Consider the following 23577-nt stretch of genomic DNA (forward strand, 5'->3'; position numbering starts at 1 on the left):
CAAAAATATCGAGAATCGTGCGCGTGCTGACGCCACTTCGCTCGCCCTGTTCCAACAACTCGACAAGCGCACGCTCGTCTTGGCGAGTGGCTGGATAACAGCTCGAGGGCGCCTCATTTCGTCTTGTCATGCTGGGAAACTCCGATCGCCTTGTCGTTGCATATGGAGAAGAACTCGGTACGGTAAAGATGCCTCCGCCGGATGATCGCATCCACATTCTGATCGTCGTGATGGCGCCGAAGTTCATCGTCATTGACGACTGCGGCGCGCGATCCCACGGGAAACCCCTGACTTTATGAGTCGAACACCTGCGGCAGATCCCGTGCGCCATGAAGCACACGGACGATGCGTACCTCATCAGCCAGTTCACGGAAGAACAGTAGGTAGCGGCCGTGAACAATGACCCTCAATCCGGGACTGATCTCATCGCGCGCCGGAAAGCTCCCCGGATGTTCAGCCGCAACGGCGGCCTTCGCTTCCAGTTCGGCAACGAAGCTCATGGCCCGCTCGGGATTGTCTTCGGCGATGTAGAGCGCGATCTCCAGAAGGTCGGCACGCGCTGCCGGAGCGAAACCGAGCCGTTTCATCCCTGCGCGCGGCGGCGAGCGATCACGTCGCGCAATTCAGCGAAGACGGTCTCGGCCGGGATGCTCGACCCGCTCTCATCCCCAAGCCGGATCGCCTCGCGCAGGGCATCGAGATCACGACGGTCGGTATCGCGCCGGCGCATCCATTCGCGCAACGCCTCGCGCACGACCTCGCTGGTCGAGGCATATTCACCGCCATCGACGGACTGGCGCAGGATCGCGGCCATCTCGGACGGCACGGTGATGGTCATCCGTTCGATTGTGGACATAAGGCGGCGCCTCCCAAGTGAGCATACTTTATCATACTTATGAAGTATCCGCTTTGTCAGCCGAAAACCTTCAGGCGAGCAGCCGACATCAAATCCCCAGCCCACGCTTCCGCCCGAAATTCCAGTCCACCGATCCACCCGGCGACAGGGTGCCGGAAACCTGCCGTCCGAGCTTCTGCTCCAGCGCCGGGCGCCACGGCACGAGCTGGAAGCCCATCCCGTCATCGACCATCGCGAACCGCCCCGAGAACAGGGCCACCCGCTGGCGATAGACCCCCGAGACGATCTCGCCTTCCCGCGCGGGCCGATGCTCCAGCCCGGTCTGCGCCGCCAGCCTGGCCGTCGCCTGATCGAGATCGCGTTGGCGCAGGGTGCCGATCAGGTCGGGCGCGAACACCACCCGCTCGCCCTGCCGCCGGGCCAGACCCTCAGATTCCAGATGGTCGATCCGTTGCGTCATCGCCTCGTGGACCTCTCCGCCGAAGCCCGCATTGGCCAGCGCCGGATCCTTGGCGAGCAACTGGCGATCGAGCCAGGTCGCGCCCGGTGCCGTCACCTGCTCGGCCAGCGTGAAGTCCGAGCGGGTCGCCAGTGACAGGCGTTGCTGGCCCTTCGTGTCCTCCCAGCTCCGGGTCTCGACGACCGCGCCCGTCTTCGCGTCACCGGTCATGTCCAGATTAGGAAAGCGGACATGATGCGTCCGCCCGTCGGTCCCCGCGATGACCACGTAGCCCGAGCCCTTCAACTCGTCATCCAGTCCACGCTCGACCAGCCGGCCAACGATCGGATCGGCTAGCTTCTCGCCGTGGATCGCAAAGCCCGCGACATCGGGTTCCGCCCCGCCGCCGGACATGGCGCGGTGCATGGTCTTGATGATGTCGCCCCGGATGGAAAGATCACGCAGCGTGGTTTCCAGCCCCGGCTTGAGGGTCCAACGTGCCACGCCAACGCGATCGGCCAGGCCGAGCCCTTCCAGCTTGGTCGCCCGGCCGACCAGCAGGCGCCGCAGTTTCGGGTCTTCACCGCCCGCGCCCGGCCGCAGATCGACGATACCGCCCCCTTCGTCGCTGATGTCCTGCAACGCGCGATCGAGGCTGGTCCAGCGGTCGGCGCCGATCTCGGTCTCCAGGGCGGTGCGAATTTCCTGCTCGCTGCGCGGGCCAAGCTCAAGCGTCACCCGTTCGGCGGCGCGGTCGCGCAGGCCCTGACTGATATAGGCGCGGCTGATCACCAGATCCTTGCCGTCATCGGCGACCCCGCGCACCAGGATGTGGACGTGCGGATTGTCGGTGTTCCAGTGATCCACCCCGACCCAGTCCAGCTTCGTGCCGAGGTCTCGCTCCATGTCCTGCATCAGTTCGCGTGCGAAGCCCCGCAGATCCTCCATCCGCGCCGCATCCTCGGGCGAGACGATGAAGCGGAAATGGTGGCGGTCATCTTCGCACCGTTCCGCGAAGGCCTTGCTGTCCGCTTCGTCAGACCCGGCATCGAACAGATGGGCCCTGGCACCATCGCGGGTCACGCCCTCGCGCCTGAGATAGGCGATATGCCGGGCGAGCGGCGCGGAACGAAAGCGCGTGCCCTGCTGGCGGACGACCCGCGCCTTGACCACGACCCGACGGGCATTGCTGCGCAGCCGCATGGACAGGGCCGCGCGCCGGCCGCGCCCGAAACGGGAACCCCCGCCACCACCCCTGCCCGTCGCTCCGAACCGGGTGCCGGTATGACCGGCCTTCTTCGCGGCACGCATGACCTCACCGACGAAGGATTTCGGTCGTGCGCCCTGATTGCCATGCTGGATGCGTCCGGGCCGGACGTTCAGGCTGTCATCGCGCGTCGCCATGGCCCCGCTCTCCGCTTCGATGTGCTCCTGACGGCGCCCGGATCGTTGCAAAGATTAGGAAAATCGCGTGAAGAGCCGCAGGTGGTGCGTGGTGAGAGGACAAATTCCCCAATCAAACCAACCACATGCAGTCCCGAATGGGCGCTGCTTTTACCTTGCCGTCCTACCCTCCGTTGCCTGCCTCCCCCCGGCACCCCATCCCCAAGGCACCCATCGCCCACCAGCGCCCGATGGACCGGAACGGGGCTCATCGGCGCGCCTCCCCATGCCCTGAAGCGATGAACAGCCCGACCGACTGCGGTGCGAGTGCCGTCCAGTCTGTCCGGCGAGCGTCGTCGGCATGCACCGGATCGTGCGCGCTCTCGCCATGCCGAGGGGCATTTTCTGTGCGCAGGAACGACGCCGGAAAGAGGGAAGAATCCTGCCATGATCGTGCCGTTGGAGCGCCGACCGCGATGTTATCGGCAAGCGGAAGAGCCAGCCGCGCGCTGACGGATGCGACGTAATTCAGCGTCTCGACAGGGAGCGGCCGGCCGGTCGCAAGATGTTCGTCATAGCGCGCGGGACCGGCATTATAGGCGGCAAGGAATCCGGCCTCGCCATAGCGGTCGCGCATCCACCGCAGATAGGTCGCACCGGCCAGAATGTTGTCGTGGGGGTCGAACGGATCGTCGCCGAGACCGAGGGATGCGCGCAGGCTGGACCATGTGCCGGGCATCACCTGCATGAGCCCCATTGCACCCGCCGACGACACGGCATGCGCGTCGCCCCGGCTCTCCGCATGCAGGACGGCAGCAATCCATGAGGCCGGAATCTGCGCGCGCGTGGCGGCTTCCGCGATCATGTCGGCGTACGGATCAGCCTGCGCCATGCGAACGGGTGACACGGAAACCAACACTGCAACCAGCGCGTTCGCGACAAGATCGCGAACCTTCCTACCGCCGGTCATCGCGCTTCACCGGACGGTTCCAGACCAGATGAAAGGCACGCCCCTGACGGTCGGACTGGAACAGATTGGCGCGGATCGGCTGCGTCAGCATGGGGTCGTCGAGAACGAGCGAGAGGTAAGTGCCCGCCTTCTCGCCGGTGCGTTTCCAGGCCGCACCGATCTCCGGGCCGGTATCGGCCTCGCCGAGATGGACGCGATAGTCGGGCGCATGCTCGGCGTCCGACGGTGTCGCCGGCACGATCGTCAGTTCGACGTCGAGGGCGAGCGTGCGCAGCCGACCGGCGAAGCCGTCAGCCGTGCGCGTGAAAGTTCCGATCTGGGCCATGTCAGCCTCGTTTCTGCTTGGGGGTGGGAGACATCGGTGACGGCACGAGCCACAGCGGTTGCGCGCGGCCGAGCACCGCGGCGACCGGCAGGGCACCGAAATACCGGCCGTCGAGGCTGGTCGGGACTGCCGGATTCATGACGAAGATCTGGCCGGGCAAAACGTGCCGACAGCCCTGCCAGACCGGCAGCGGACGGCCGCGATGGTCGCGGGCCAGCGCATCGCCGAGCAGCTTGCCGTCGACTGAAACGGCCGCACCGATCCGACAGACCAGTTGCCCCGGCAGTGCTACCACCGGCTTGAGCAGCGGCACGCCGAGCGGCAGATAGCCACCGCGCGCCAGCAGAGCGGCGATGTCGGCCGGGGGCCTGATCGCGATCAGGTCGCCGACATGCAGGATGCGCACCGATTGTAGACGATACAGGCCGACCGGTGTGCTGGCGGTGGCATTCCAGATCAGCCGGGGCGCCGGATGGATCACCACTGACGTGCCAGCACCGAGCATTGCGAAATACGTGGTAAAGAACCAGCCGAAGCGCGTCATGACACCGCCCTCCGACGCAGCCAGGCGTGGTGGCGGTCGCGTGTGTAGGGGCGTGCCGCCTGCCCGGAGAGCATCCGATTGTGCAGATGCCGCCAATGTTCGGGCGCGACATCGACCGGGTCGATGCCGATGGCTTCGATACGATCGACGGCTTCCAGCACCAGCCGGACCTTCGACCAGCCGCTCTGGCGCAGCAGGCTCTCGCCGCCGGGCCGCACGAACGGCACCGTCTGATAGGGCTCGCCGGGAGCGGTGACGCGCACGATGTCGATGCAGGACACCACCGTGCCGTAATCGTTCGCCGCCCAGCGCAGGAACGCGAACACGGTGTCCGGTGGAAAGCTCAGTATCCGCCGGCGACGGTCGAGAATCTGCTCATGGGCGACAGAGCCAAAACGGATCCAGTGCTCGATGCGCTTCTCGATCCAGGTCAGTTCGACATGCGCGAGGGTGTCGGTCATGGCACATCTCCAGAAGTATCGGGGAACTCGCGGGCCAGCAGGGCGCGCAGCATGTCGGCGACCGTGATGCCGCGCTGGAACGCCGCGACCTTAAGCCGGGCGCGCAGCGCTGGCGTGACGTCGATCGTCAGCCGGGCGGTAAAGAGGTTGGCAGCCGCAGGCTTGTCCGGCGCCTTGACCCAGCGTTCCGGGTCGGCGGGGCGCGACGCGAAGCCGGGCAGCGTGCGACGCTCCGTCATGGCGCAATTCCCTCGCCAAGCGGCAGCACGGAGGCGATGCGGTCACGCGCCTTCTGCGCCATCACCGGATCAATCTCGCAGCCGACATAGCGCCGGCCGATCAGCCGGCAGGCGACGCCCGCCGCACCAGAGCCGGCGAACCAGTCGCCCACCAGGCCACCCGGCGGGCAGCTCGTGCGGATCAGGATCTCCAGCAATGCCACCGGCTTCTCGGTCGGGTGGATGGCCCGGCCATGCGCATTGCGGACCGGAATCACGGAGCGCATCAGGCGCGGGCCACCGTCCTCGCTGACGTAATGGCCGGCATCGATCTGGCCCATATGGGGCGGCCGATGTTTCCGCCACACCGTGCGCGCCCGTGCATCGGGCGTGGTCGGAACCGCGTTGTAGACGGCACGCCAGGGCGTATCGTCGCGATAGAACTGGACGATCAATTCATGCACGCGCCGGAACCGATCGGCATGGAAGCTGGAACCGTTCTGCTTCTCCCAGACCAGTTCCTGGGCATATTTCCAGCCCGCATTCCGAAATGCCGCGTTGGATGCGAGAAAGCTCCGCAGCGAGCCGAACACCCAGAGCGAGCCGCTGGGTTTCAGGGCGGCGAGAGCCTTGCCTGGCCAGTCCGCTATGCGCCGGTCCCAGGCGAGCGACGTATCGCCATAGGGCGGGTCGGCCAGGATCATGTCGTAGGGGCCATGCCAGGGCATCAGGAGCGCGCTGTCGCCGGTCAGGAGGGTGCATGATACCATGCCCCCGATCTCGGTCGTCAGAGCGGCGATTTCGCGGGCAGCGATCCCCTGCGGGCGCAGGTCGCAGACCAGGCGGCCGGTGCGCGCGGCATCGGCGAAGGCGACCCGCTGGCCGATCCGCGCCATGAGCGCCGCCGGCTCATGCCCCACCAGCGCCAGCCGGGTCTCGCGGGCGATGACCGTGCGCGCAGCGCAACGGTTGAGCACGAAACGAGCCAGCAGGCCGGGACGGAAGAGGCGCGCCTCTTCCAGCAGCCGCAGCATTTCGGCCGAGGCCCAGCCGTCGAATGGCGAGGGTTGCACCGGGATCAGCACCAGATCGGCGGCCAGCAGGGCGGAGCGCAGCAGCGCCGCTACCCGCGGGGGACCGTCGATGACGACGTGATCCACCCCCAGAGCCAGGGCCAGTGCCTCGTGGTGCATCGTGTCGCGCGCCAGCCCGATCACGCCGAACAGCCGGGGCAGTCCCTCCCGCGCCCGCTGCGCCGACCAGTCCAGCGCCGAGCCCTGCGGATCGGCATCGATGACCGTCACGCGCTGGCCTTCCCGAGCCCATTGGCCGGCAAGATGCAGCGCCAGCGTCGTCTTGCCGACGCCGCCCTTCTGGTTGAGGAAGGCCGCGATCATGACCCCTCTCCGGGGGTTTTCCACGGATCGGCGGGGGTGCCAACATCCTTAAAGTTAGACTCTTTTAAGTTAGATTCTAAGTTAAGGGTGCCATAACCATTTGATTCGACGCCCTGATTCGGCGTTTTCCGCAAACGATAGCACGGATGCCGTGGCAGTGATGGCACGGATAAATCCACAACTGATAGCACGGATGGATTCACAGCTTGTCCACAGGCGCCTGTGGATAGTTTGGCAGGCGCGAAGGCCAGCGTGTCATTGCCATTGCGGTCGAGGCGCACCGACAGCCGATAGCCCGGAAAAGGCTGGAGCTTCGCCATTTCGCGCAGTTCGAAGGCAAAGCGGCGATAGGGGGAAAGACTGGCGGATTTTTCGTAGAGATGGCGCAGGCCGAAGGCCCAGCCCGTACGCTGGCGACCACCATGCTTGCGCACAATGCGATAGAGCCAGCGCTCCAGGCCCCCAGTGAGGCCAAAATAGGCCGGGTCGATGGTCAGCACGAGCGCGTCGTCGAGAACCGCCTGGTAGAACCAGTCGGGCAGGATCAGTTCGATCACGCGGGTGCGCCCTTCCCGGGCGGTGTGCCGCTTCCATTCGTTGATCCAGGAAAAGCGGTGCAGTTGCCCCTTCCCGGTCTGCCGGAGCGAGGTCTTGATCGTGGTGGATTGCAGTCGGTCGAACGCCGCTTCCAGCCGTTCATAATCCCGCGCGCTGTCGCCCCGGCCGATGAAGGTCAGGATCTCGCGCGGGCTGGCCACCATCAGCCGCGACGTGCGCCGACCGGCGTCGCGAGCGGCAACGAGATGGCTGGCGGCCCAGATCAGCACGTCAGCATCCCAGATCGTGGCCATGCCATGTTCGGCGGACGCCTCGACCCGGATGGTGACATCCGGGGTCCGGTAATCGATCGGGACCATACGAGGGGATTTGGCGAGGCTGAAGAACGGGAACGCCATCAGATCCTGCGCGTCACGAGGGGCGAAATCTCCCGCAATTGCATGGAAGAGTTCCAGTTGCTCGCGCTCGGAGCGCATTCTGCCCGTCGGGGACATCAGCGTCTGTTCCCGCGCGAGGTCGCCGGTGTAGGCGGGATCAGCGGGCTTTGCCGCGCGGCCGCCGACACGGTGCCGGCGGTGGTATCCGAGGTGTGGGCGCGTGCCCCGCTCTCGACCCAGGCCTGCAACTCATCGACCCGATAGACCACGCGGCCACCGAGCTTCGAATAGCGCGGGCCGGTGCCGTAAATACGATGTTTTTCCAAAGTGCGAATGGAAAGCCCGACGAAGCGCGAAGCGTCAGGCGTGCGCAGATAGCGCGGCGGCAGGTCGCTGTAATTGGCGGACATGAGGTGGCTCCGTGATCGCTGTCTGGGGCCGCGGGACAAATGCGGCCAGCAGGGATCAGCGTGGCGGAGCGGGGTCTTACGGGACTAGGACCGATCTCGCCTCCCGGTGAGATCGGTCCTGGCCGGACGGGAAATGACGAGGTGCCATCCCATACAAGGCCACCCTTCAAGAAAAGATTTTTGGATTATCGACGAGTTTAGCGTAGTTTATTTAGCTGAACATATTGGTTGGCGAGTATATGCGAAAAATATGTGTTACCAAATTGAAAGCTGCAGCAACGCAGCTATCTGTCGCTATTGCAATGTTTTTCAGCGAAGACGATCCAATTTCTGCTTATGCACTCTCATGCAATTCTGGGGAAATATTTAGAAAATTGTGCGGGCATAAAGAGAAAGACTATTTTTTAAGTGTTGTTGAAGATCAATTTCATCGTAAAAGCGATCTATATAAAACCTATAATTCGACGTGGAACTTCTTAAAGCATGCTGACAAAGATCCAGATTCCATAATAGAATTTTCCGAAGAGCAACTTGTGTATTCTTTATGGATTGCCACCCATGATCTGTACCAGATCATTGATAATCTCGCACACTTTCCAGCCGCGATGACATATTATCATTGGTACATCCAATCCTGCCCAGAATTTGCGCCCGAGAAGTGCGAATTGCCTGAAGCAAACGCATTATTTCGACGAGCCGACCAAGACTCGGGAGGTATTCGCTACAAGGATGATAAAACCAAGCGCGCTTACGGTTTGGACATGCTGAACCGCGCCGCGTCTGGCTTGAGAATACTTCCTTAAAATCTGTCCCGAAGCACATGCGCAACGAACGACACGCATGGGGAGCATATATATCGTCCGTCACCGTCCCCGGAACGGATGAAGCAACAGGCGCAGGTATCCCCCATCGGTCAACCCCCGCGCGAAACGCACCAGCCGTTTCATGCGGAAATGCAGATCGTGCGACAGCCAATCCTGCGGGAAAACCTCCCGACCGAACAGGACACCAGCGACCTCGCGCTGCGAACTCCCTTCATCCAGCCCGTCGAGCGTACGGAGCGCCAGGATCAGCCGACTGACCCGATCTGGCGACAGGGTCGCGGGATCGGGGCCAGGGCGTCGGCCCATCAGCGCCCGCCAGAGCCGCAAAGCGGCCTGGACGCGCACCTCGAATAGGACGTCGAGCGGCAGGACGACGGAGAGAGCTTCGATCCCCGACGTCACCAGATGCAGGCGCAGAACGACGCCTGGGCGCTCGAGCAGGAGTTCACCAACCTCGCCCGCCGGCAATCCGATGAAAATAGAGGTGAACGGCGGGTGATCCGGGTCAGCCAGACCGGTCGGCGCTTCCATCAGCGCGATCACGCCCGGCAGCACCGCGGCACTCCACAAGGCAGTACGCGGGTTCAGCGCAGTGCGCACACTTTCGAAATCGCAACCCCCAGCGCCGGGCGAAGGCCTCGGCATCCGGCTGCATCAGGGTACCCCGGCGCAACGCGCGCTGAAGCGTTGCCCGCTCGCGCATGAAATCACGATTGCGACTGACAAACTGCAAGGCAAAGGCAGGGGCGTCGAGCGACCGCAGGCCCTCGTACGCGCCCGCCGACCGCCAGTTGGCGCGGCTCATGGCGTCGTCTCCGATGCGTAACGGATGGGAACAGGGCAAGCACTTGCTCGCGAGAGTATGCCAGACCATCCCGGCGCCCGCTACGCCCCGTTCCTGCAACAGGTCTTGTGGATTACGCAACGATTCAGGGTATCAGTGGGGTGCGCCGCCGCGCAGCAGATGCTGGTAGCCATGCTCGGTCATCCAGTGCGCCCGCGCCAGATGGCTGTGCCAGCAGCGGTGGACACCCTCGGGATCGGCCGCCGGGTCGCGGTGGAGCACGATCCGGGCGACCTCGCGCCAGTCCGCACCGTCGGCCTCGGCGTCCAGCAGACGCAGATAGGTGATGAGGTGCTGTTCGTCATAGCCGGTGAGACAGGACGCTTCCGGAGCGCTGTCGGCGACGGGCGGGTCGAGCGGTGGCTTCTGCATGGTGGGGCCGATCAGGTCGGAGAACGAACGCGACGCACCCTAACCTGCCGCGTTTCATTACCGGAAGTCTCGTGAAGAAACATGACGCCGCGTCCTTGTCCAGACTCGATGAACAGGATGCCCGCCGTCTCCAGCGCACGGCGGACCTGGTCGGTCGTGCCCTCATGGACGCCGAGACCGCGTTCGGATTCGAGGCGCTTGAGCGCGGTCAGTGCTACGAGGGCTTTTTCAGCGAGCATCTCCTGTGTCCAGTTCAGGAGTGCCCGTGCCGCCCTTACCTGTCGGCCAGTGATCATTCATGATCACATCCGACACGCGTGGCATGCACACCAGAAATACGACTATAATAGTCGCGTTGGAGAGATTCAACATCGTTCTTTCAGGATGATGGCCAAGTGGAACCGGCGTCTGGATGTCCGAAGGTACGGGCGACCATACGAAAAGCCCCCCGCTCTATGCGGGGGGTGTCTCGTCGTAGCGGTCCGCCGCGAATTGCGCGCATGCCTGCTTCAGTTCGCGCTCGATCTGTGCCCGCTCGCGGCGGCTGAGTGCGTAGCTGGTGAGTTCGGCGCGCAGCATCTGGATGTGGTCGCGTAGCGTGGTCATCGTCCTGCTCCTTTCGTTTGTCGAAGACAGGACGGACGGCTCATGCACGCGGGAGCCGGGTCAGGGATCGCCGCAGGCGACCGCGCCAGCGGCGCGCGGGGGAGCCGATTTTGTCTGGTGTGCCCGCAGGGTGCGCCGGGCAAAATTGGGGGGACCGCGCGTCCTTGAGGCGGTTCACGCCGGGCATGGTACAATGGGAAGACTGAGGGAAGCCCTGTTCCCCCTGCCCCACCCGAAGACAGGCGGATCGGATCGCGGACGATAAGCCACGCCCACCCTTCCGTTCCGGCCGCCACCACGAAGGCCCCGCTCGGACCGGCCGGGCGGGGATCGCAGGAGCCTTCAGTCGCCGTTGCGGCGACCGTTGGGGCGGGACCAGATCAGGCTGTAGCCTTCGCCGTCCTCGTCATCGAAGAGATTGGCGAAGATCGGGGCGTTGAAGCTCGGATCATCCAGCTTGAGGCCCAGATAGCTGCGTCCCTCGTTGGACTGCTTGGACCAGGCCGCCCCGATCTCGGCCCTGTTGACGAACACCCTGTGGCTGGGGGCGTTCTCGCTCTGGCGTCCGGTGTCGGGAACGATACGGACATTGCGGACCTGAACCGAGAGGGTGACGATTTCGCCGACATATTCGTTGCCGGTCTTCTTGAAGGTGCCGATGGTGGCCATGATACTGCTCCGTGATCTCTGTTATCGAGCCCGCACCATTGCGGCCTCGATGGCGATCGGACAGACGGAGGCGAGCGGCGGCGCATCCCGCAGGGACCGAAGCGCAGCGGAGGACGGCGGGACAGAATTTTCTTGATGCGCGAGGAATGACGGCGCAGCCGTCAGGGGAAGAAAATTATGGCCCGCTGTTGCGCCATAGCCGATCGAGGCGAAGCCGCCCTCCGGCTAGATCAGCCATTTTCAGAGGCCGTATGCGTGCGCGGCCCGACAGAGCGCACATCACGGAGGACATGATGCCCCCTCGGCGTGCAGGATCCGGCAGGGAAGAAGCCAGGCATCGTCACCTGGCCGTTCCGGCCGTGACCATGACCCGTTCTCGTGGGCGCGTGCCCTGCGGGCACACCGCGTCGGCCACTGTTCCTGTCAACGCGCGCAGAACAGGAAGACGGTCCTGAGCCGGCAGCCCCGCGAGAGGGACCATCAGGGGCGGATGCACGTTGCGCCAGACTTTATCGCCACACCCCGCCTTTCTCATGACGACAGGACGCGCATCTCCACGAAATGCCTGATCCAGGCCTGCCCACCGGCTACCGTGCAGACCGTCAGACCCGCGCGATGCTTCCGCCGGTCGGTTCGGGCGGGGCCATGCCGGTAAAGCGGACAACCGCCGTGATGCCGACCGCGATGGCGCCGATCGCCGAAAAGAAGAGCTGCCAGATTGCGGACGGCATCATCATCTGGGCGAGGCCGTGCGTGGCGCTAAAGCCGGCAATGATGGCGGGCACCGTATAGAGCAGGACGATCAGCCCTCGCAGCCAGATCCACGGTGCGCAGGCGAGTGCGATCTGGCCGACCGTGAAAGTCGCAATGCCCGCCATGACCCCGACGATCAGGGCGCCGATCACTCCGGCGCCGGTATGGAACGCCCAGAGCCCGGCATACAGGCCGCCGGCAAACGGCAAGGCGAAGACCGCAAGCGTGAACATGAGCCAGCAGAAAAATCCGATGCCGGCGACAATCAGGAAAGGTGCGAAGATCACCATGGTGGCGGCTCCCGTAGAGATGACATGATCTGACGGTCGCGCCTGCCACCACCACCACGGCGCAACCCGCATCATAGCGAAAATGATGTGTCGACGGAACGAGAATCATACTGGCGTCCGGCACGCGGACGTGCATCGTTATCTCCTCCGAGGGAGAGGACATCATGGCGGAAATCACGGGACGGGAACTGCATCTGGTCAAAAAGGCGCTCGCCATCGCGGTGCTGGCGATCGAACGGCAGCCGGGGCCGTTTCAATCCTATTCGGACATGCAGGACATGAAGAGCCTGCTCGATCTTCTGGTGCCCGGCGACACCGAACTGGCCTTCTATGCCCGTTCCGCCCGGATCGCGGTCACGGGCGATCCGGACTGAAGACGGCGCTTATGCGCCGCCTCCGAACCGCAGGACCGGGATACCGAACTTTTTCGCCTTGTCGGCCAGGTTCTCTTGGATGCCGGTGCCGGGAAAGACGATGACACCGATCGGCAGGGTGTCGAGCAGCGCATCGTTGCGGCGGAAGGGCGCTGCCTTGGCATGCTTCGTCCAGTCCGGCTTGAAGGCGATCTGCACGATCTCGCGGTGATCCGCCCAGCGTGAGGCGATGAATTCGGCACCTTTGGGCGAACCGCCGTGCAGCAGCACCATGTCGGGATGCTTGGCGCGGACCTTGTCGAGCCGGTCCCAGATCAGGATATGGTCGTCGAAATCGAGACCGCCGGTCACGACCACCTTGGGGCCGGGCGGCACCAGCAGTTCGCCTTCGGCCTTTCGGCGGGCATTGAGGAAGTCGCGACTGTCGATCATCGACGCCGTCATGGTCCGCCGCGATACCAGCGAGCCGCTCTTCGGCCGCCAGGCGCTCAGGGTCAGGCGCTCGAACTGCTCCTGCGCCTCGTCGCGGAAGATCTCGTAGGCGTTGCGACGTTCGATCAGGGTCAGCCCTTCGGCGACCAGCCGCTCCAGTTCCACCGAGCGGATCTCGCTGCCGTCCTGTTCCTGCTGCCCGCGTTTCTGCGCCTGCTCGTTGCGATCAAGCTCACGTTCGACCTGACCGACCATGCGGTGGAAGATGTTGACAGTGGACCAGAGAAGCGCCTCGAGGTCGGGTTCCAGCCGCGTGTCGGTCAGCGTCGCGGCAATGGCGTCGAAGATGTCGGCGACCGCGCCCCCGATGCGCGGCGCTTCGGGCAGCGGCCTCGGATCGGGCTCGTCCTCGAAGGGACGGTAGCCATACATCTGGAGTTCGGCCAGCACGTGGGCGGTGGCTGAAGCGGCGTGCGGCGGTTCGAAATCGTCAGTCGTGCGGGTCATGATGCGGTCCTCCCAGGTCTCCGGCCGCGCCCTTCGCGGCCTTTCCGGGGGCGGATAGCGGCAGACCAGGGACGGGCCGGAACCGCGCGCTCGCGCGCGGCCGCAGCGCAGCGAAGGATGGCAGGGGGCCGGCTATTTTGCTTCGCGATGTAAAGCGCCCCCACAGGGGCGCAACGGAAAATAGCCGGCCTCCGCCATTGAAGGGCCGGCCCGGCTGACGCCCGCTCCCCACCTGAAAGGCCGGGGCGCGGACCTGCCGGACGGGAAGCACAACAGGTCCGCCAGACGAAAACGGAAACCGCCTGCCCCTCTTTCCGGCCCGCTCAGGTGCCCGCGGCCTCCAGAAACCGTGCTACGTCCGCTGGCGCGAGCTGCGGATGCAGAATCGCCCGCAGCGCACCGCGTCCAAGGGCACGGAGATCATCATTGAAATCGCCCAGCCGCGGCGACAGACCGATCAGCTCAATTCCGGCGTCATCCGCGCGGGCATGCAGCGTCGCCAGCGCCTGATCCCCGGCCGGATCGTCATCGCGCAGGACGTAGAGACGGCGCAGCCACGGCGGGAAGATCAGGGCAGCGAGATGCGCCGAGGACAGGCAGGCGGCCAGCGGCAGATCGGGCAGAACCTGCCGCAGCGACAGCACCGTCTCGATCCCCTCGCCGGCGGCGAGCACGTCGGCTGCCACCCCAAAGCGCACGGCATGGCCGACCAGTCCGCCCAGGGCACGGCGCGGGTGATCAACCGGCGCCTTCCCGCGCCCGTCCGCCGCCAGCCAGGTGCGATGCACCCCGGTCAGGGTGCCGTCGAGGTCGGTGACGGCGGCGATCATGGCGGGCCAGGTCTCGGTCGGACCGTCCTCGTCCGGCCGATAATAGCAGCGTGGATGGAAACGCAGGGCACTGGCTCCGTGCAAAAGCGTAATGTCGCGTCTACGAAGATACGCTTCCACGGGCGTGCCCGCGATCGGCCCGGACATGGCCCAGAGCCGACGCGCCGCTTCGGAAGAACTGGCGGAGCCACGCTCACGGGCTGGGCGATCCTGTGACGATGGTATCGGATCAGGACGCGGCAGGCTGAGAAAGGCACGCGCCTCGTCGGCCACGTCGCGGAAATCCACAAGACCAAGGCTTTCGCGGATCACGTCGAGCAGGTCGCCGTGTTCGCCCGACTGTGCGTCGGTCCATTTTCCCGCCTTGCCATTGGCGGTGTCGTGCAGCCGGAGGAACAGCGACTGGCCGGGCGCATTCCGCACGTCACCGACCACCCAGTAATTGCCGTGACGGCGACCCGCGGAAAGATACCGTCGGCACACCGCCTCCGCATTCTCCGCCAGACGGCGGGCGAGATCGCCTGCATTATGCCCGGCCATTACCCCTGCCCTCCTGTGTCTGGATTGCCTCCGTCGAGGGCGATCGCCAGCCAGCGATCGGTAGTCATCCACGAAATCGTCTTGCGCCGGCCAAGGTCAAGCAGATGCGCACCACCGCTGAACGCGCCGATCCGTGGACGTGAACAGCTATTGGCCCACTGGAATCCCCATCGGCCCCGCAACCGGAATATTCGCGCACAGCGTAGCACGAATTCCACCACCTGATGCGGATCGCCGGTTGTCTCATCGTGCATCCAAAGTTTCGTGCCACCATATTCAGGCACGATCGAAAGGATAAAACCGTCAGAGGGCGGGTCTTCCGCCGCCAGTTCATCCATGAATTCATTGTAGAGGTCGAGCGCCTTTGCGGCATTGTCCACCGTGCCCACGTCGAGCACGCATGAAAAATGCGTGAAGAAATCAGCCATCGGAAGAACTCCCGAAACGAAAAAGCCCGGCACAGTGGCCGGGCTCGTAAAACCGTATTGGCGGAAAGACAGAGAAGCGGCTTTCAGGAAGCACGCTCCATCAGCCTGCGGGCCTTCTCCTCAAGATCCAGCCGCGTATCCTGATTGGCCCTGGTGCGGGCCAAGGCCGTGATCCCTTGCACGAAATCGAAGACGCTCTCGGGCTTGCGTCCCTCCTCGTGCAGCACTGTTTCGATGATCTTCGTAGTTTCCGGTTTCGAGAACCCGCGTCGACGCAGGAAACTTTCCCGATCGTCATCGTTCTTCGCCACCAGAGCGCGGCGCGACGCTTGAATACCCGAGACGAACGACGCCGGACTGGCCGTGGCGAAATTCCGGAGCGCCGGTGTGGCCTGATGCACGAAACGGGAAGCAGCAAACTTGCTATGCCGGATCGTGATCTGTTCGAAATTTTCGACACCCCACAACATACGATTTTGACACACTCCGCGCAGATAGAATGACGCGATTCCGAGGCTCTTGCTACCGACCTCCGAATTCCAGGCGTAGAAGCCCCGGAAATAGAGATCGGGGTCGCCGTTGGGCAGGCGTCCGGCCTCGATCGGGTGGGTATCGTCGACCAAAAACAGAAACACATCCCTGTCTGAAGCATACAGCGTGGTGGTTTCCTTGGTGATATCGACATAGGGATTATGGGTCATGGTGGCCCAGTCGATCACACCCGGCACTTTCCAGTTGGTGTCACCAGTGCCATCGCCGGCAATCTTGCGCACGGCGCCCACGAGTTCGTGGTCCCAGATGCGGCCATAATCCGGACCGGTTACGGCACGCAGTTCGACGCGGCCGTCCTCGGTTTCCAGCGTTTTCACCAGTTCTGCGCGGTGCGACAGCAGGCCGTGCTGGAGATTGATCGCCGCCAGTGGAGCCGGAAGATTGCGCAGGTACGATGATGGCGCACCGACAAGACTGCACATCTGGCCGAACGACCAGTGCGTCGGTGCGATCAGCTCGTTCTGCCCCGGCACGGTCAGAGTCAGGCGCTCGGCATTGTCGCGCGATGCTTCCACACGAATGGCGCGGCTTTCCACCGTGCGGGCCGTGGCCCGATCCGCGCGCGCCAGAGTCGCGGCATGCAGGTCGGACAGGGACAGGTAGCGCTCATCATCCGGACGCGAGAACCATTCGGACGATACGCGGGCGCTACGCTCCCCGCGCGACGGGTCGATACGGAAGCCGCCAGACGCGGCACCACGGGACGCGGGGGGCAGGATGGTTGTCGTGGTCATGGAAAACTCTCCTCTAAATGCCGGATATTCGGCATCAGAGGCGAAGCCTCCCTCTCACCCCTTTCCGGTCGAGCCAGCATGGAAAATCGCGCCTGACCAATCTCCGGGGGGCCGCTCACCGCGCGCGGAACGACAGCTTTGCGGGATAGAACGGAATGTCTGCTATTAGCTAGCGAAACTGAGGCAGCAGCCATTCGTAGCATTGATTTATGCAACCGCTAGGCGCGCATCTCGGATGTGCGGTGCCAACGCCAGAGTAATCAGGAGCGGGCGCTCCTGCGGAAATCGAGATTTGCGGCCAGCCATTCGGACGTTCATTCTGGGCGCCTCGTGGCACTGTTTGGCCTGCCGTCCTCTGTCTTGATTTTTGGCCGGTCTGGCGGGAGAATAGGCTGCTGAAGTAAGCGAGGTCACCACTAGATATGGCATCTCGCTTTATGATCTAAGCCAATAATCTAGACTAACGCCGACTGTGTTAATAACATTAGTGCATGAGATGAGAAACGATAATATGGCTGAAAAGAAGAGAGTGTTTGTTGCTTTCGCTATTGAGGACGAGCGCCAGCGTGACTTGTTGAAGGGCCAGTCACTCCACCCGAAGTCGACGTTCGAATATGTCGATCTGTCGGTTAAAGAAGCATACGAGACGGGTTGGAAGGAAAAGGTGCGGACCCGCATCAAGGGGTGTCACGGGGTGATCGCGCTGGTCAGCAAGAACTCCAGCGGCTCCGAGGGCCAGAAATGGGAAATCGCCTGCTCTCAGGAAGAGAAGAAGCCGATTCTCGGCATCCGCGCCTATGCCGACGACAAGAGCACGATCGCTGGCATTACGGTCAAGGATTGGACCAAGGACAACCTGTCCAACTTCATCGATAGCCTCTGAGGTAACGCAATGCGCAAGGCTCTCGTTATAGGGGTCGACTACTACGCGACCGGGAACTCGCTCTCCGGCTGCGTCAACGATGCCCACCGTGTATCAGCCATGCTGGAAAGCCATTCGGACGGCTCTCCAAATTTCGACGTCCGGCTTGTCACTGCCAGTAGCGACCGCGATCAGATCACCTTCCGGAAGCTGAAAGATCTAGTAGTCGAACTCTTCAAGTCGGAGGACGATATCGCCCTGCTTTACTTCGCGGGGCATGGGCACGTCGAAGCCACAGGTGGATACATTTGCGGCAGTGACAGTCGCAAGGGCGACGAAGGCCTAGCGCTTGGCGAGATCATGTCCCTTGCCGGTCATTCAAGAGCGAAGAACCGTATCGTCATTCTCGATAGCTGCCACAGCGGGGCGGCCGGAGCCGACCCGCTGAAGCCCGGCGTATCCGAAGTAACGACCGGCGTCACCATCCTCACCGCATCGCGCGCGGAGGAGACTGCGACCGAGGTCGGCGGAGGCGGCATCTTCACCGATCTACTGGTCGACGCTCTCGGGGGAGCTGCCGCCAACCTGGTAGGAGAAGTAACTCCCGGCAGCGTTTATGCCCACATCGACCAATCACTCGGCTCTTGGGCACAGCGGCCAGTGTTCAAGACCAACGTCTCCGGGTTTGTCTCGCTGCGGAAGGTCCGGCCACCAATCGACATTGAGATTTTGCGGGCGCTCCCGAAGTTATTCCCTGATCACGGGCACCAGTTGCAGCTTGATCCCAGCTTCGAGCCCGAACTCCCCAGCCAAGGCGTCAATCCAATAGCAAATCCCGAAAATACGAAGATTTTCTCTCAGCTTCAGAAGCTAAATCGGGTAAATCTACTGATCCCAAACTCTCAGCCGCATATGTATCACGCTGCCATCAACTCGGACACGGTCCGGCTTACTGCATTGGGCGAGCACTATCGTCGGTTGGCTCTAAAGAGGCGGATTTGAGATGTCAGACGAAAAAGCCTTGCTGGAACAGCTTGCCGCGATCGAACATGAGAGGTGGTCACATTGGCAGCGCTTCATGCATGGGAAGGGTGAACGTAAGCCAGACGGGAGCCTAGTTCTACCGGCCGACCTCGTTGCGAAGTGGGAGCGGCTGATCGAGACGCCCTACGCGCAGTTGACCAACAAGGAAAAGGAGAGCGACCGTGAACAGGTCAGGCGTTATCTCCCGATCGTTGCCCGAGCATATGGGGCCTCCTCGGAATAGTCTGGCTACGACTCACGACCGCGAAAGGTACTTATCCGCTGACATGGCGACGTCGGGCCGTAAGTCTTCAGTTTTGGCTGACCTAATACTCGTCAATACGCAAAATCTGTGGTCGTGCGAGTCCAGTGGCCCAGCTATCTGCGCTCAATCATATCCGCTATGCGGAGAACAACGTAGGCCATTGTACGTCCGCAAAAAGGCGGAAGCGAAGCACCGCCGAGTAACATGACAGCATGAAAAAAGCGGCTTCCGGAGATCGGAAGTCGCCATTTTCATTCAGAGAAACCCTATTCGGCTGCAACCGCAACGTGGCCATCCACTGTGTAATCGGACGCTTTATCAGCCTCCGTCCGCGCGGGTAAGACCTTTGTGCGTAATGATTCGGGCAGCCAGCCTGAGCCGTCGAGCAGCCGCTCGGCCTCACGTGCCATGTCGGGCTTTTTGAGGTGGGCAATACGGTTAGCAGCCTCGTCGCCCCGCGCCTCACGCACGGCTTCGAGGATGCGCGCCTTGGTGACACGGCCGAGATAGTTCTCCGCCGTCGCCTGCCAGCCCGCTTCGGCCGGATCAAGCCGAAGTACGGTGGCGAGACGGTCGGCGCGGGCCACCCGCTCGAAGACGCTGCGCTGCGACACCGCGCCGTGGGGTGCCGTCCGCTCGTAAAGCGCATTGATGCCGAAAGACAGGCAATGCGCCAGCAGGTCCAGACGGCTGGTGTCGTCCAGCCCGTCGATCCAGCGCCACAGGGCGTCTTCGTCGCCCGGCAGATCGTGCTTCCAGCCCTCGTTGCGCTGGCGCAACGCATGAGCCGGCAGGCTGCCAAGCATGTCGGGAGAATGAACCGGAAGGGAAATTTCCCGAACATAGGCCTCAAGGCAGTCCGCGCCCGGGACCTGCCAGTAGATATCGCGCACCAGTGTATGCAGGAATTCGGTCAGCGCGATGTGGGGATTGCCGGCAAACGCATCCCGCAGCGCCAGCGTCCGCCAGGCCGTCAGTTCGGTCAGCAGACGGTCGGACAACGGTTTCAGCCCGTCGTCCTCTTCGGACTCGGTATCGAAGGTATCTTCTGTCCCAATTCCTTCGACATCGTCACCCGTGCCGTGATGAACGACCACGTCATCATATCCCTCGGACTCATCGTGACCATCCTCGGCCTCCGCCAGCATATCCTCGGGCAGAACGAAGCCCCGCTCGACCAACAGCGTGCCGTCAGTATTCAGGCTGACGAAGACACCGGCCCGAGCCATGTCCGCCGGATCGAAGGACACGGGGCGTTCTTCCAGCGCCTCGATGGCCTGCTCGATTTCACCGAGGCGCGCATCGACTTCCTCCGGGAACTCATCGGCCTGAGCGTATTCCGCCTCGATGGTTTCCTGCTCGCGGTGCAGAGCGGTCAGACGCTCGACTTCTTCATCGGAAAGCGAAACGGGCGTGCCTTCGATATCCACGAAGTCCCGCGTGTGCCCCCACGGGAAAGACAGCGCCGTTTCAACCCATTTCCAGCCCTCGGCACGGTTATCCTCTGCGGCTGACGACAGCTTTTCCATGACCAACCGGTCGAGCAGGGTCGGATCCTGCAGCCACCCGCCATCGTCTGCTTCGAACAGGTCACGCATGACGGGGCCGCCAGCAGCAAGATAGGCGTCCAGCCCGACGAAGCGCACGCGGCGATCCGAGGCCCGCACGGTTTTTTCCGTCAGCATGCGGCGGATCAGATAGGGCTCGCGGTTGTGGCTCTGGGCAATAATCTCCCAGACCTGTTCCTGACGGGTGTGGTCATCGCTGATCGAGAAGGCCATGAGCTGGTCGAGCTTCATGCCATCCTGCTCGTAGATCTCGAGCAGCTTGTCCGAAACGGTCATCAGGCGCAGGCGCTGTTTGACCACGGCTGGCACGACGAAGAACGCGGCGGCGATTTCTTCCTCGGACATGCCCTTCTCCAGCATGTCGCGAAAGGCGCGAAACTGGTCCAGCGGATGCAGCGCCACGCGCTGGACATTCTCCGCCAGGGAATCATCCTCCGCGAGAATGGCCGATCCTGCCTCGCGCACGACGCAGGGCACAGGGGCGGTCTTCGCCAGTTTCTTCTGCTTCACCAGCAATTCGAGGGCACGGAAGCGGCGGCCGCCGGCCGGCACCTCGTAAGACCCGGTCTCGGCCCCCTCCCCGTTCAGGACAGGGCGCACGTTCAGGCTCTGGAGCAGCCCGCGACGTTCGATGTCGCGGGCCAGTTCCTCGATCGACAGGCCGGCCTTCACACGCCGCACATTGGACTGCGACAGCACCAGTTTGTTGAAGGGAATATCACGGGACGCGTTGAGGGCGATTTTCTGGATGGCGCTCGCCATGGCGGGACACTCCGTGACGGACGGGCGGAAGCCTCTCTCCCACCCTTGAATCCGTCACGAAAACCCCACTTTCCTCTTCCTCTCTCCCGGCCCCACCAGACACCAGATCGCATCCACGGAACCGCGCAGAGACGGCTTTACGGAACGCAGGTCCGCGCCAGCCAACCCGCGAGTCGATACGCACCGCGATAAATTGCGACTATTATAGTCGCGATATCACCAATTTGTGATAGCGCCGATAGCGATAGCCGCGCGTGTTCGCGACTATCCCGAAGCCCTCTTCTTATGATCCATCCCTTTGTTTCCGCGTATTTTTCTGTTCACGCCCATCCCGTCCGACATCCAGAGTGCCGTCAGAGCCAACCAAAGGTCCATGCAGAAAGGACGGGAAGATGGCACGCCAACGCGATACGATAGCTGGAAAGCTGCGGCTCGTTCTCGACGCCCCGGACGCCAACGTGACACCCTTACGCAGTGGAGCCGATCCGCGGCTGGTCAGTCTGGTCCGGCTTCTGGCCCGTCAGGCCGCACGGGATTTCGTCAACGCTGAAGTGGAGGCCGCGAGGCGACGCGATCTCCAGGAGTAGGGAGATGGGATTGTGAAGGTCGCGCTTTATGCCCGCTATTCGTCCGAAAACCAGCGTGACGCCTCGATCGAGGATCAGTTGCGCCTCTGTCGGCTTCACGCCGAAAAGCTGGGCTGGACGATCGTCGACAGCTACACCGACCGGGCGATCTCGGGTGCTTCCCTGCTCCGCCCCGGCATTCAGGAACTGATCCAGGACGCCACACGCGGGCGCTTCACGATCGTGCTGGCCGAAGCCATGGACCGGCTGTCGCGCGACCAGGAAGATATCGCCGGTCTGTTCAAGCGGATGACCTTCTCCGGCGTGCGGATCATCACCCTCTCCGAGGGCGACGTCACACACCTGCATATCGGCCTCAAGGGCACCATGAACGCCCTGTTCCTCAAGGATCTCGCCGAGAAGGTCCGGCGAGGGCTGCGCGGACGCGTCGAGGACGGCAAGTCCGGCGGTGGCAATTCCTATGGCTATGACGTGGTGCGCCAGTTTGACGCGAAGGGTGAGCGCATCCGGGGCGACCGGACCATCAACGAGGATGAAGCCCGCACAGTCAGGCGGATCTTCACCGATTACACCCGCGGCAAGTCCTCGCGCACGATCGCCATGGAACTGAACCGGGATGGCGTTCCGGGTCCGCAGGGACGCGAATGGGGGCCGTCCACCATTCACGGCAATCGGGAACGTGGCACCGGCATCCTCAACAACGAGATGTATGTCGGGCGCCTGGTCTGGAACCGGCTGCGCTATCTGAAGGATCCCGATACCGGCAAGCGCGTGTCACGCCTTAATCCTGAATCCGAATGGGTGATCCAGGACGTCCCGAATTTACGGATCATCGAGCAGGATCTGTGGGACGCCGTGAAATCCCGGCAGACGCAGACGACCTTCACGATGCCCGAGACCGGCAACGAAGCCCTCAGTGAGCGTCGGCGCCCCCGCCATCTCTTTGCCGGACTGATCCGCTGCGGCTGTTGTGGCGGTGGTTACAGCATGATCTCGAAGGATCTGCTCGGCTGCTCGACGGCCCGCAACAAGGGCACCTGCAATAACCGCCTGAACATTCGCCGCGACGCCCTCGAAGCATCAGTGCTTAGCGGGCTGCGTACGCATCTGATGGAACCCGACCTGTTCAAGGAATTCTGCAACGAGTTCACCCGTGAGGTGAACCGCCTGCGCATGGAGCACGGTGCGGACCTCGCGGCGCGTCGTAACGAACTCGTCAGGATCGAAAAACAGATCAAGGGAATCATTACCGCCATCAAAGACGGCATGTACCAGTCCTCCATGAAGGCAGAAATGGAATCCCTCGAAGCTCGCAAGGCGGAAATGACGCATCTGCTGACAGATACAGAGGAGCCGCCGCCCCTTCTCCATCCGAACATGGCGGAGATTTATCAGCAGCGGATCGCCTCTCTCTATGAGAGCCTTCAGGCTGAAGAGACGAAGACCGAAGCGGCCGAACGCCTGCGTACCCTGGTCTCGCAGATCACGCTCCAGCCGGCCGACGGCGAACTGGCGATCATCCTGCGCGGCGACCTGGCGGCGATCCTGCAGTTCGCGGCGCATAAGAAAAACGCCACGGTCCATCCGGACAGTGGCGTTCTTGATGCGTTCGTATCGCAAGTATCGTTGGTTGCGGGGAACCGCACACTACGATCCCGGCGAAATGTGGCGAATGGTCATTCGCAAGCGTCGTTGGTTGCGGGGGCAGGATTTGAACCTGCGGCCTTCAGGTTATGAGCCTGACGAGCTACCGGGCTGCTCCACCCCGCGGGGGTGGTGTTTTTGTGGGGTGGATCAGGGGACCTGGCGGCGACCGA

Annotated in this window: 29 protein-coding genes, 1 tRNA gene and 1 pseudogene; 6 read left to right on the plus strand and 25 right to left on the minus strand. The window is 63.2% G+C overall.

Annotation, left to right across the window (positions count from 1 at the left end; translation table 11 throughout):
- Positions 1 to 293 precede the first annotated feature (293 nt).
- From IEV53_RS08035 to IEV53_RS08090, 12 genes and pseudogenes are all read right to left on the minus strand, one after another.
- Positions 294 to 587, minus strand: coding sequence for a type II toxin-antitoxin system RelE/ParE family toxin (locus IEV53_RS08035; protein ID WP_188426239.1), 294 nt, complete (start codon positions 585 to 587; stop codon positions 294 to 296).
- Complete coding sequence (locus IEV53_RS08040; protein ID WP_019086914.1) at positions 584 to 856, minus strand: type II toxin-antitoxin system ParD family antitoxin; 273 nt, start codon at positions 854 to 856, stop codon at positions 584 to 586. Before IEV53_RS08040 ends, IEV53_RS08035 begins: the two co-directional genes overlap by 4 nt.
- An 88-nt stretch (positions 857 to 944) precedes the next feature.
- On the minus strand, positions 945 to 2699 hold the full coding sequence (locus IEV53_RS08045; protein WP_188426240.1) for a relaxase/mobilization nuclease domain-containing protein: 1755 nt from the start codon (positions 2697 to 2699) through the stop codon (positions 945 to 947).
- Positions 2700 to 2946: 247 nt separating this feature from the next.
- Positions 2947 to 3648 (minus strand): lytic transglycosylase domain-containing protein, encoded by a 702-nt coding sequence (locus IEV53_RS08050; protein WP_188426241.1) that lies wholly within the window; start codon positions 3646 to 3648, stop codon positions 2947 to 2949.
- On the minus strand, positions 3635 to 3973 hold the full coding sequence (locus tag IEV53_RS08055; protein ID WP_188426242.1) for a DUF736 domain-containing protein: 339 nt from the start codon (positions 3971 to 3973) through the stop codon (positions 3635 to 3637). Before IEV53_RS08055 ends, IEV53_RS08050 begins: the two co-directional genes overlap by 14 nt.
- 1 nt (position 3974) lies before the next feature.
- Positions 3975 to 4517: a S26 family signal peptidase gene (locus IEV53_RS08060; protein WP_188426243.1), complete on the minus strand. Its 543-nt coding sequence runs from the start codon at positions 4515 to 4517 to the stop codon at positions 3975 to 3977.
- Positions 4514 to 4978, minus strand: a complete 465-nt coding sequence (locus IEV53_RS08065; RefSeq protein WP_188426244.1) for a DUF2840 domain-containing protein — start codon at positions 4976 to 4978, stop codon at positions 4514 to 4516. Before IEV53_RS08065 ends, IEV53_RS08060 begins: the two co-directional genes overlap by 4 nt.
- Positions 4975 to 5217: a ribbon-helix-helix protein gene (locus IEV53_RS08070; protein WP_188426245.1), complete on the minus strand. Its 243-nt coding sequence runs from the start codon at positions 5215 to 5217 to the stop codon at positions 4975 to 4977. The genes IEV53_RS08065 and IEV53_RS08070 overlap by 4 nt, the downstream gene beginning before the upstream one ends.
- A complete protein-coding gene (locus IEV53_RS08075) occupies positions 5214 to 5966 on the minus strand; it encodes a DNA-methyltransferase (protein ID WP_188426305.1) in 753 nt (250 codons plus the stop codon). The genes IEV53_RS08070 and IEV53_RS08075 overlap by 4 nt, the downstream gene beginning before the upstream one ends.
- Positions 5961 to 6593 (minus strand): annotated as a pseudogene (gene parA, locus IEV53_RS08080) (ParA family partition ATPase); the annotation flags it as partial. The pseudogene parA and the gene IEV53_RS08075, both read right to left, overlap by 6 nt.
- A complete protein-coding gene (locus IEV53_RS08085; RefSeq protein ID WP_188426246.1) occupies positions 6590 to 7645 on the minus strand; it encodes a replication initiator protein A in 1056 nt (351 codons plus the stop codon). The pseudogene parA and the gene IEV53_RS08085, both read right to left, overlap by 4 nt.
- Positions 7645 to 7938, minus strand: coding sequence for a helix-turn-helix transcriptional regulator (locus IEV53_RS08090; RefSeq protein ID WP_012222350.1), 294 nt, complete (start codon positions 7936 to 7938; stop codon positions 7645 to 7647). Before IEV53_RS08090 ends, IEV53_RS08085 begins: the two co-directional genes overlap by 1 nt.
- Positions 7939 to 8201: 263 nt before the next feature.
- Between IEV53_RS08090 and IEV53_RS08095 the strand changes: the two genes are divergently transcribed.
- Positions 8202 to 8741, plus strand: coding sequence for a hypothetical protein (locus IEV53_RS08095; RefSeq protein WP_188426247.1), 540 nt, complete (start codon positions 8202 to 8204; stop codon positions 8739 to 8741).
- A gap of 60 nt (positions 8742 to 8801) precedes the next feature.
- Here IEV53_RS08095 and IEV53_RS08100 read toward each other — a convergent pair whose 3' ends face one another.
- The 7 genes from IEV53_RS08100 to IEV53_RS08130 form a co-directional block, all read right to left on the minus strand.
- Entirely contained in the window at positions 8802 to 9317 is a 516-nt protein-coding gene (locus IEV53_RS08100; protein ID WP_229719760.1) for a DUF2285 domain-containing protein, read from the minus strand.
- Positions 9268 to 9636, minus strand: a complete 369-nt coding sequence (locus IEV53_RS14770) for a transcriptional regulator domain-containing protein (protein WP_308469323.1) — start codon at positions 9634 to 9636, stop codon at positions 9268 to 9270. The genes IEV53_RS08100 and IEV53_RS14770 overlap by 50 nt, the downstream gene beginning before the upstream one ends.
- A gap of 63 nt (positions 9637 to 9699) precedes the next feature.
- Positions 9700 to 9978: a DNA -binding domain-containing protein gene (locus tag IEV53_RS08110; protein WP_113596948.1), complete on the minus strand. Its 279-nt coding sequence runs from the start codon at positions 9976 to 9978 to the stop codon at positions 9700 to 9702.
- 11 nt (positions 9979 to 9989) lie between these two features.
- On the minus strand, positions 9990 to 10274 hold the full coding sequence (locus tag IEV53_RS08115) for a helix-turn-helix domain-containing protein (RefSeq protein ID WP_188426249.1): 285 nt from the start codon (positions 10272 to 10274) through the stop codon (positions 9990 to 9992).
- A gap of 157 nt (positions 10275 to 10431) precedes the next feature.
- A complete protein-coding gene (locus tag IEV53_RS08120) occupies positions 10432 to 10584 on the minus strand; it encodes a hypothetical protein (protein WP_188426250.1) in 153 nt (50 codons plus the stop codon).
- 342 nt (positions 10585 to 10926) lie between these two features.
- Positions 10927 to 11253 (minus strand): DUF736 domain-containing protein, encoded by a 327-nt coding sequence (locus IEV53_RS08125; protein ID WP_188426251.1) that lies wholly within the window; start codon positions 11251 to 11253, stop codon positions 10927 to 10929.
- A gap of 602 nt (positions 11254 to 11855) precedes the next feature.
- Positions 11856 to 12296, minus strand: coding sequence for a hypothetical protein (locus IEV53_RS08130; RefSeq protein WP_188426252.1), 441 nt, complete (start codon positions 12294 to 12296; stop codon positions 11856 to 11858).
- A 164-nt stretch (positions 12297 to 12460) separates the two neighbouring features.
- Between IEV53_RS08130 and IEV53_RS08135 the strand changes: the two genes are divergently transcribed.
- Positions 12461 to 12670, plus strand: coding sequence for a hypothetical protein (locus tag IEV53_RS08135; RefSeq protein WP_188426253.1), 210 nt, complete (start codon positions 12461 to 12463; stop codon positions 12668 to 12670).
- 9 nt (positions 12671 to 12679) lie between these two features.
- Here the strand turns inward: IEV53_RS08135 and IEV53_RS08140 are convergent, their stop codons facing one another.
- From IEV53_RS08140 to IEV53_RS08155, 4 genes are all read right to left on the minus strand, one after another.
- The gene (locus IEV53_RS08140) at positions 12680 to 13609 is read right to left on the minus strand and encodes a DUF2493 domain-containing protein (RefSeq protein WP_188426254.1); all 930 of its coding nucleotides are present in this window, start codon (positions 13607 to 13609) and stop codon (positions 12680 to 12682) included.
- Positions 13610 to 13932: 323 nt separating this feature from the next.
- A complete protein-coding gene (locus IEV53_RS08145) occupies positions 13933 to 14979 on the minus strand; it encodes a DUF7146 domain-containing protein (protein ID WP_188426255.1) in 1047 nt (348 codons plus the stop codon).
- On the minus strand, positions 14979 to 15407 hold the full coding sequence (locus IEV53_RS08150) for a hypothetical protein (RefSeq protein WP_188426256.1): 429 nt from the start codon (positions 15405 to 15407) through the stop codon (positions 14979 to 14981). The genes IEV53_RS08145 and IEV53_RS08150 overlap by 1 nt, the downstream gene beginning before the upstream one ends.
- Before the next feature lie 83 nt (positions 15408 to 15490).
- Positions 15491 to 16693, minus strand: a complete 1203-nt coding sequence (locus IEV53_RS08155; protein WP_188426257.1) for a DUF932 domain-containing protein — start codon at positions 16691 to 16693, stop codon at positions 15491 to 15493.
- A gap of 511 nt (positions 16694 to 17204) precedes the next feature.
- Between IEV53_RS08155 and IEV53_RS08160 the strand changes: the two genes are divergently transcribed.
- Genes IEV53_RS08160 through IEV53_RS08170 form a run of 3 tightly spaced genes read left to right on the plus strand, consistent with a single transcriptional unit; the run spans position 17205 to position 18822 of the window.
- On the plus strand, positions 17205 to 17576 hold the full coding sequence (locus tag IEV53_RS08160) for a TIR domain-containing protein (protein ID WP_188426258.1): 372 nt from the start codon (positions 17205 to 17207) through the stop codon (positions 17574 to 17576).
- Positions 17577 to 17585: 9 nt separating this feature from the next.
- Positions 17586 to 18557 carry a caspase family protein gene (locus IEV53_RS08165; RefSeq protein ID WP_188426259.1) on the plus strand — a complete coding sequence of 324 codons (972 nt, stop codon included), beginning with the start codon at positions 17586 to 17588 and terminating at the stop codon, positions 18555 to 18557.
- 1 nt (position 18558) lies between these two features.
- Positions 18559 to 18822: a hypothetical protein gene (locus tag IEV53_RS08170; RefSeq protein ID WP_188426260.1), complete on the plus strand. Its 264-nt coding sequence runs from the start codon at positions 18559 to 18561 to the stop codon at positions 18820 to 18822.
- Positions 18823 to 19109: 287 nt separating this feature from the next.
- Here the strand turns inward: IEV53_RS08170 and IEV53_RS08175 are convergent, their stop codons facing one another.
- Positions 19110 to 21173 carry a ParB/RepB/Spo0J family partition protein gene (locus IEV53_RS08175; RefSeq protein WP_188426261.1) on the minus strand — a complete coding sequence of 688 codons (2064 nt, stop codon included), beginning with the start codon at positions 21171 to 21173 and terminating at the stop codon, positions 19110 to 19112.
- 599 nt (positions 21174 to 21772) lie between these two features.
- Here IEV53_RS08175 and IEV53_RS08180 point away from each other — a divergent pair.
- Complete coding sequence (locus tag IEV53_RS08180; protein WP_188426307.1) at positions 21773 to 23497, plus strand: recombinase family protein; 1725 nt, start codon at positions 21773 to 21775, stop codon at positions 23495 to 23497.
- On the opposite strand, the gene IEV53_RS08185 is transcribed toward IEV53_RS08180, so the two are convergent.
- A tRNA-Met gene (locus tag IEV53_RS08185) sits at positions 23454 to 23530 on the minus strand. The genes IEV53_RS08180 and IEV53_RS08185 overlap by 44 nt on opposite strands.
- Positions 23531 to 23577 lie beyond the last annotated feature (47 nt).

The organism is Asaia siamensis (assembly GCF_014635085.1).
In the GTDB taxonomy this organism is placed as follows: domain Bacteria; phylum Pseudomonadota; class Alphaproteobacteria; order Acetobacterales; family Acetobacteraceae; genus Asaia; species Asaia siamensis.

Excerpts from the sequence above, each read along its gene's own strand:
- IEV53_RS08140 (WP_188426254.1), bottom strand. The coding sequence starts at position 13,609 with ATGACCCGCACGACTGACGATTTCGAACCGCCGCACGCCGCTTCAGCC.
- IEV53_RS08115 (WP_188426249.1), bottom strand. The coding sequence starts at position 10,274 with ATGATCACTGGCCGACAGGTAAGGGCGGCACGGGCACTCCTGAACTGG.
- IEV53_RS08055 (WP_188426242.1), bottom strand. The coding sequence starts at position 3,973 with ATGGCCCAGATCGGAACTTTCACGCGCACGGCTGACGGCTTCGCCGGT.
- IEV53_RS08050 (WP_188426241.1), bottom strand. The coding sequence starts at position 3,648 with ATGACCGGCGGTAGGAAGGTTCGCGATCTTGTCGCGAACGCGCTGGTT.
- IEV53_RS08065 (WP_188426244.1), bottom strand. The coding sequence starts at position 4,978 with ATGACCGACACCCTCGCGCATGTCGAACTGACCTGGATCGAGAAGCGC.
- IEV53_RS08160 (WP_188426258.1), top strand. The coding sequence starts at position 17,205 with ATGGCTGAAAAGAAGAGAGTGTTTGTTGCTTTCGCTATTGAGGACGAG.
- IEV53_RS08110 (WP_113596948.1), bottom strand. The coding sequence starts at position 9,978 with ATGCAGAAGCCACCGCTCGACCCGCCCGTCGCCGACAGCGCTCCGGAA.
- IEV53_RS08155 (WP_188426257.1), bottom strand. The coding sequence starts at position 16,693 with ATGACCACGACAACCATCCTGCCCCCCGCGTCCCGTGGTGCCGCGTCT.
- IEV53_RS08085 (WP_188426246.1), bottom strand. The coding sequence starts at position 7,645 with ATGTCCCCGACGGGCAGAATGCGCTCCGAGCGCGAGCAACTGGAACTC.
- IEV53_RS08040 (WP_019086914.1), bottom strand. The coding sequence starts at position 856 with ATGTCCACAATCGAACGGATGACCATCACCGTGCCGTCCGAGATGGCC.
- IEV53_RS08170 (WP_188426260.1), top strand. The coding sequence starts at position 18,559 with ATGTCAGACGAAAAAGCCTTGCTGGAACAGCTTGCCGCGATCGAACAT.
- IEV53_RS08130 (WP_188426252.1), bottom strand. The coding sequence starts at position 12,296 with ATGGTGATCTTCGCACCTTTCCTGATTGTCGCCGGCATCGGATTTTTC.
- IEV53_RS08120 (WP_188426250.1), bottom strand. The coding sequence starts at position 10,584 with ATGACCACGCTACGCGACCACATCCAGATGCTGCGCGCCGAACTCACC.
- IEV53_RS08070 (WP_188426245.1), bottom strand. The coding sequence starts at position 5,217 with ATGACGGAGCGTCGCACGCTGCCCGGCTTCGCGTCGCGCCCCGCCGAC.
- IEV53_RS08075 (WP_188426305.1), bottom strand. The coding sequence starts at position 5,966 with ATGGTATCATGCACCCTCCTGACCGGCGACAGCGCGCTCCTGATGCCC.
- IEV53_RS08045 (WP_188426240.1), bottom strand. The coding sequence starts at position 2,699 with ATGGCGACGCGCGATGACAGCCTGAACGTCCGGCCCGGACGCATCCAG.
- IEV53_RS08175 (WP_188426261.1), bottom strand. The coding sequence starts at position 21,173 with ATGGCGAGCGCCATCCAGAAAATCGCCCTCAACGCGTCCCGTGATATT.
- IEV53_RS08135 (WP_188426253.1), top strand. The coding sequence starts at position 12,461 with ATGGCGGAAATCACGGGACGGGAACTGCATCTGGTCAAAAAGGCGCTC.
- IEV53_RS08125 (WP_188426251.1), bottom strand. The coding sequence starts at position 11,253 with ATGGCCACCATCGGCACCTTCAAGAAGACCGGCAACGAATATGTCGGC.
- IEV53_RS08150 (WP_188426256.1), bottom strand. The coding sequence starts at position 15,407 with ATGGCTGATTTCTTCACGCATTTTTCATGCGTGCTCGACGTGGGCACG.
- IEV53_RS08060 (WP_188426243.1), bottom strand. The coding sequence starts at position 4,517 with ATGACGCGCTTCGGCTGGTTCTTTACCACGTATTTCGCAATGCTCGGT.
- IEV53_RS08165 (WP_188426259.1), top strand. The coding sequence starts at position 17,586 with ATGCGCAAGGCTCTCGTTATAGGGGTCGACTACTACGCGACCGGGAAC.
- IEV53_RS14770 (WP_308469323.1), bottom strand. The coding sequence starts at position 9,636 with ATGGTCTGGCATACTCTCGCGAGCAAGTGCTTGCCCTGTTCCCATCCG.
- IEV53_RS08090 (WP_012222350.1), bottom strand. The coding sequence starts at position 7,938 with ATGTCCGCCAATTACAGCGACCTGCCGCCGCGCTATCTGCGCACGCCT.
- IEV53_RS08035 (WP_188426239.1), bottom strand. The coding sequence starts at position 587 with ATGAAACGGCTCGGTTTCGCTCCGGCAGCGCGTGCCGACCTTCTGGAG.
- IEV53_RS08145 (WP_188426255.1), bottom strand. The coding sequence starts at position 14,979 with ATGGCCGGGCATAATGCAGGCGATCTCGCCCGCCGTCTGGCGGAGAAT.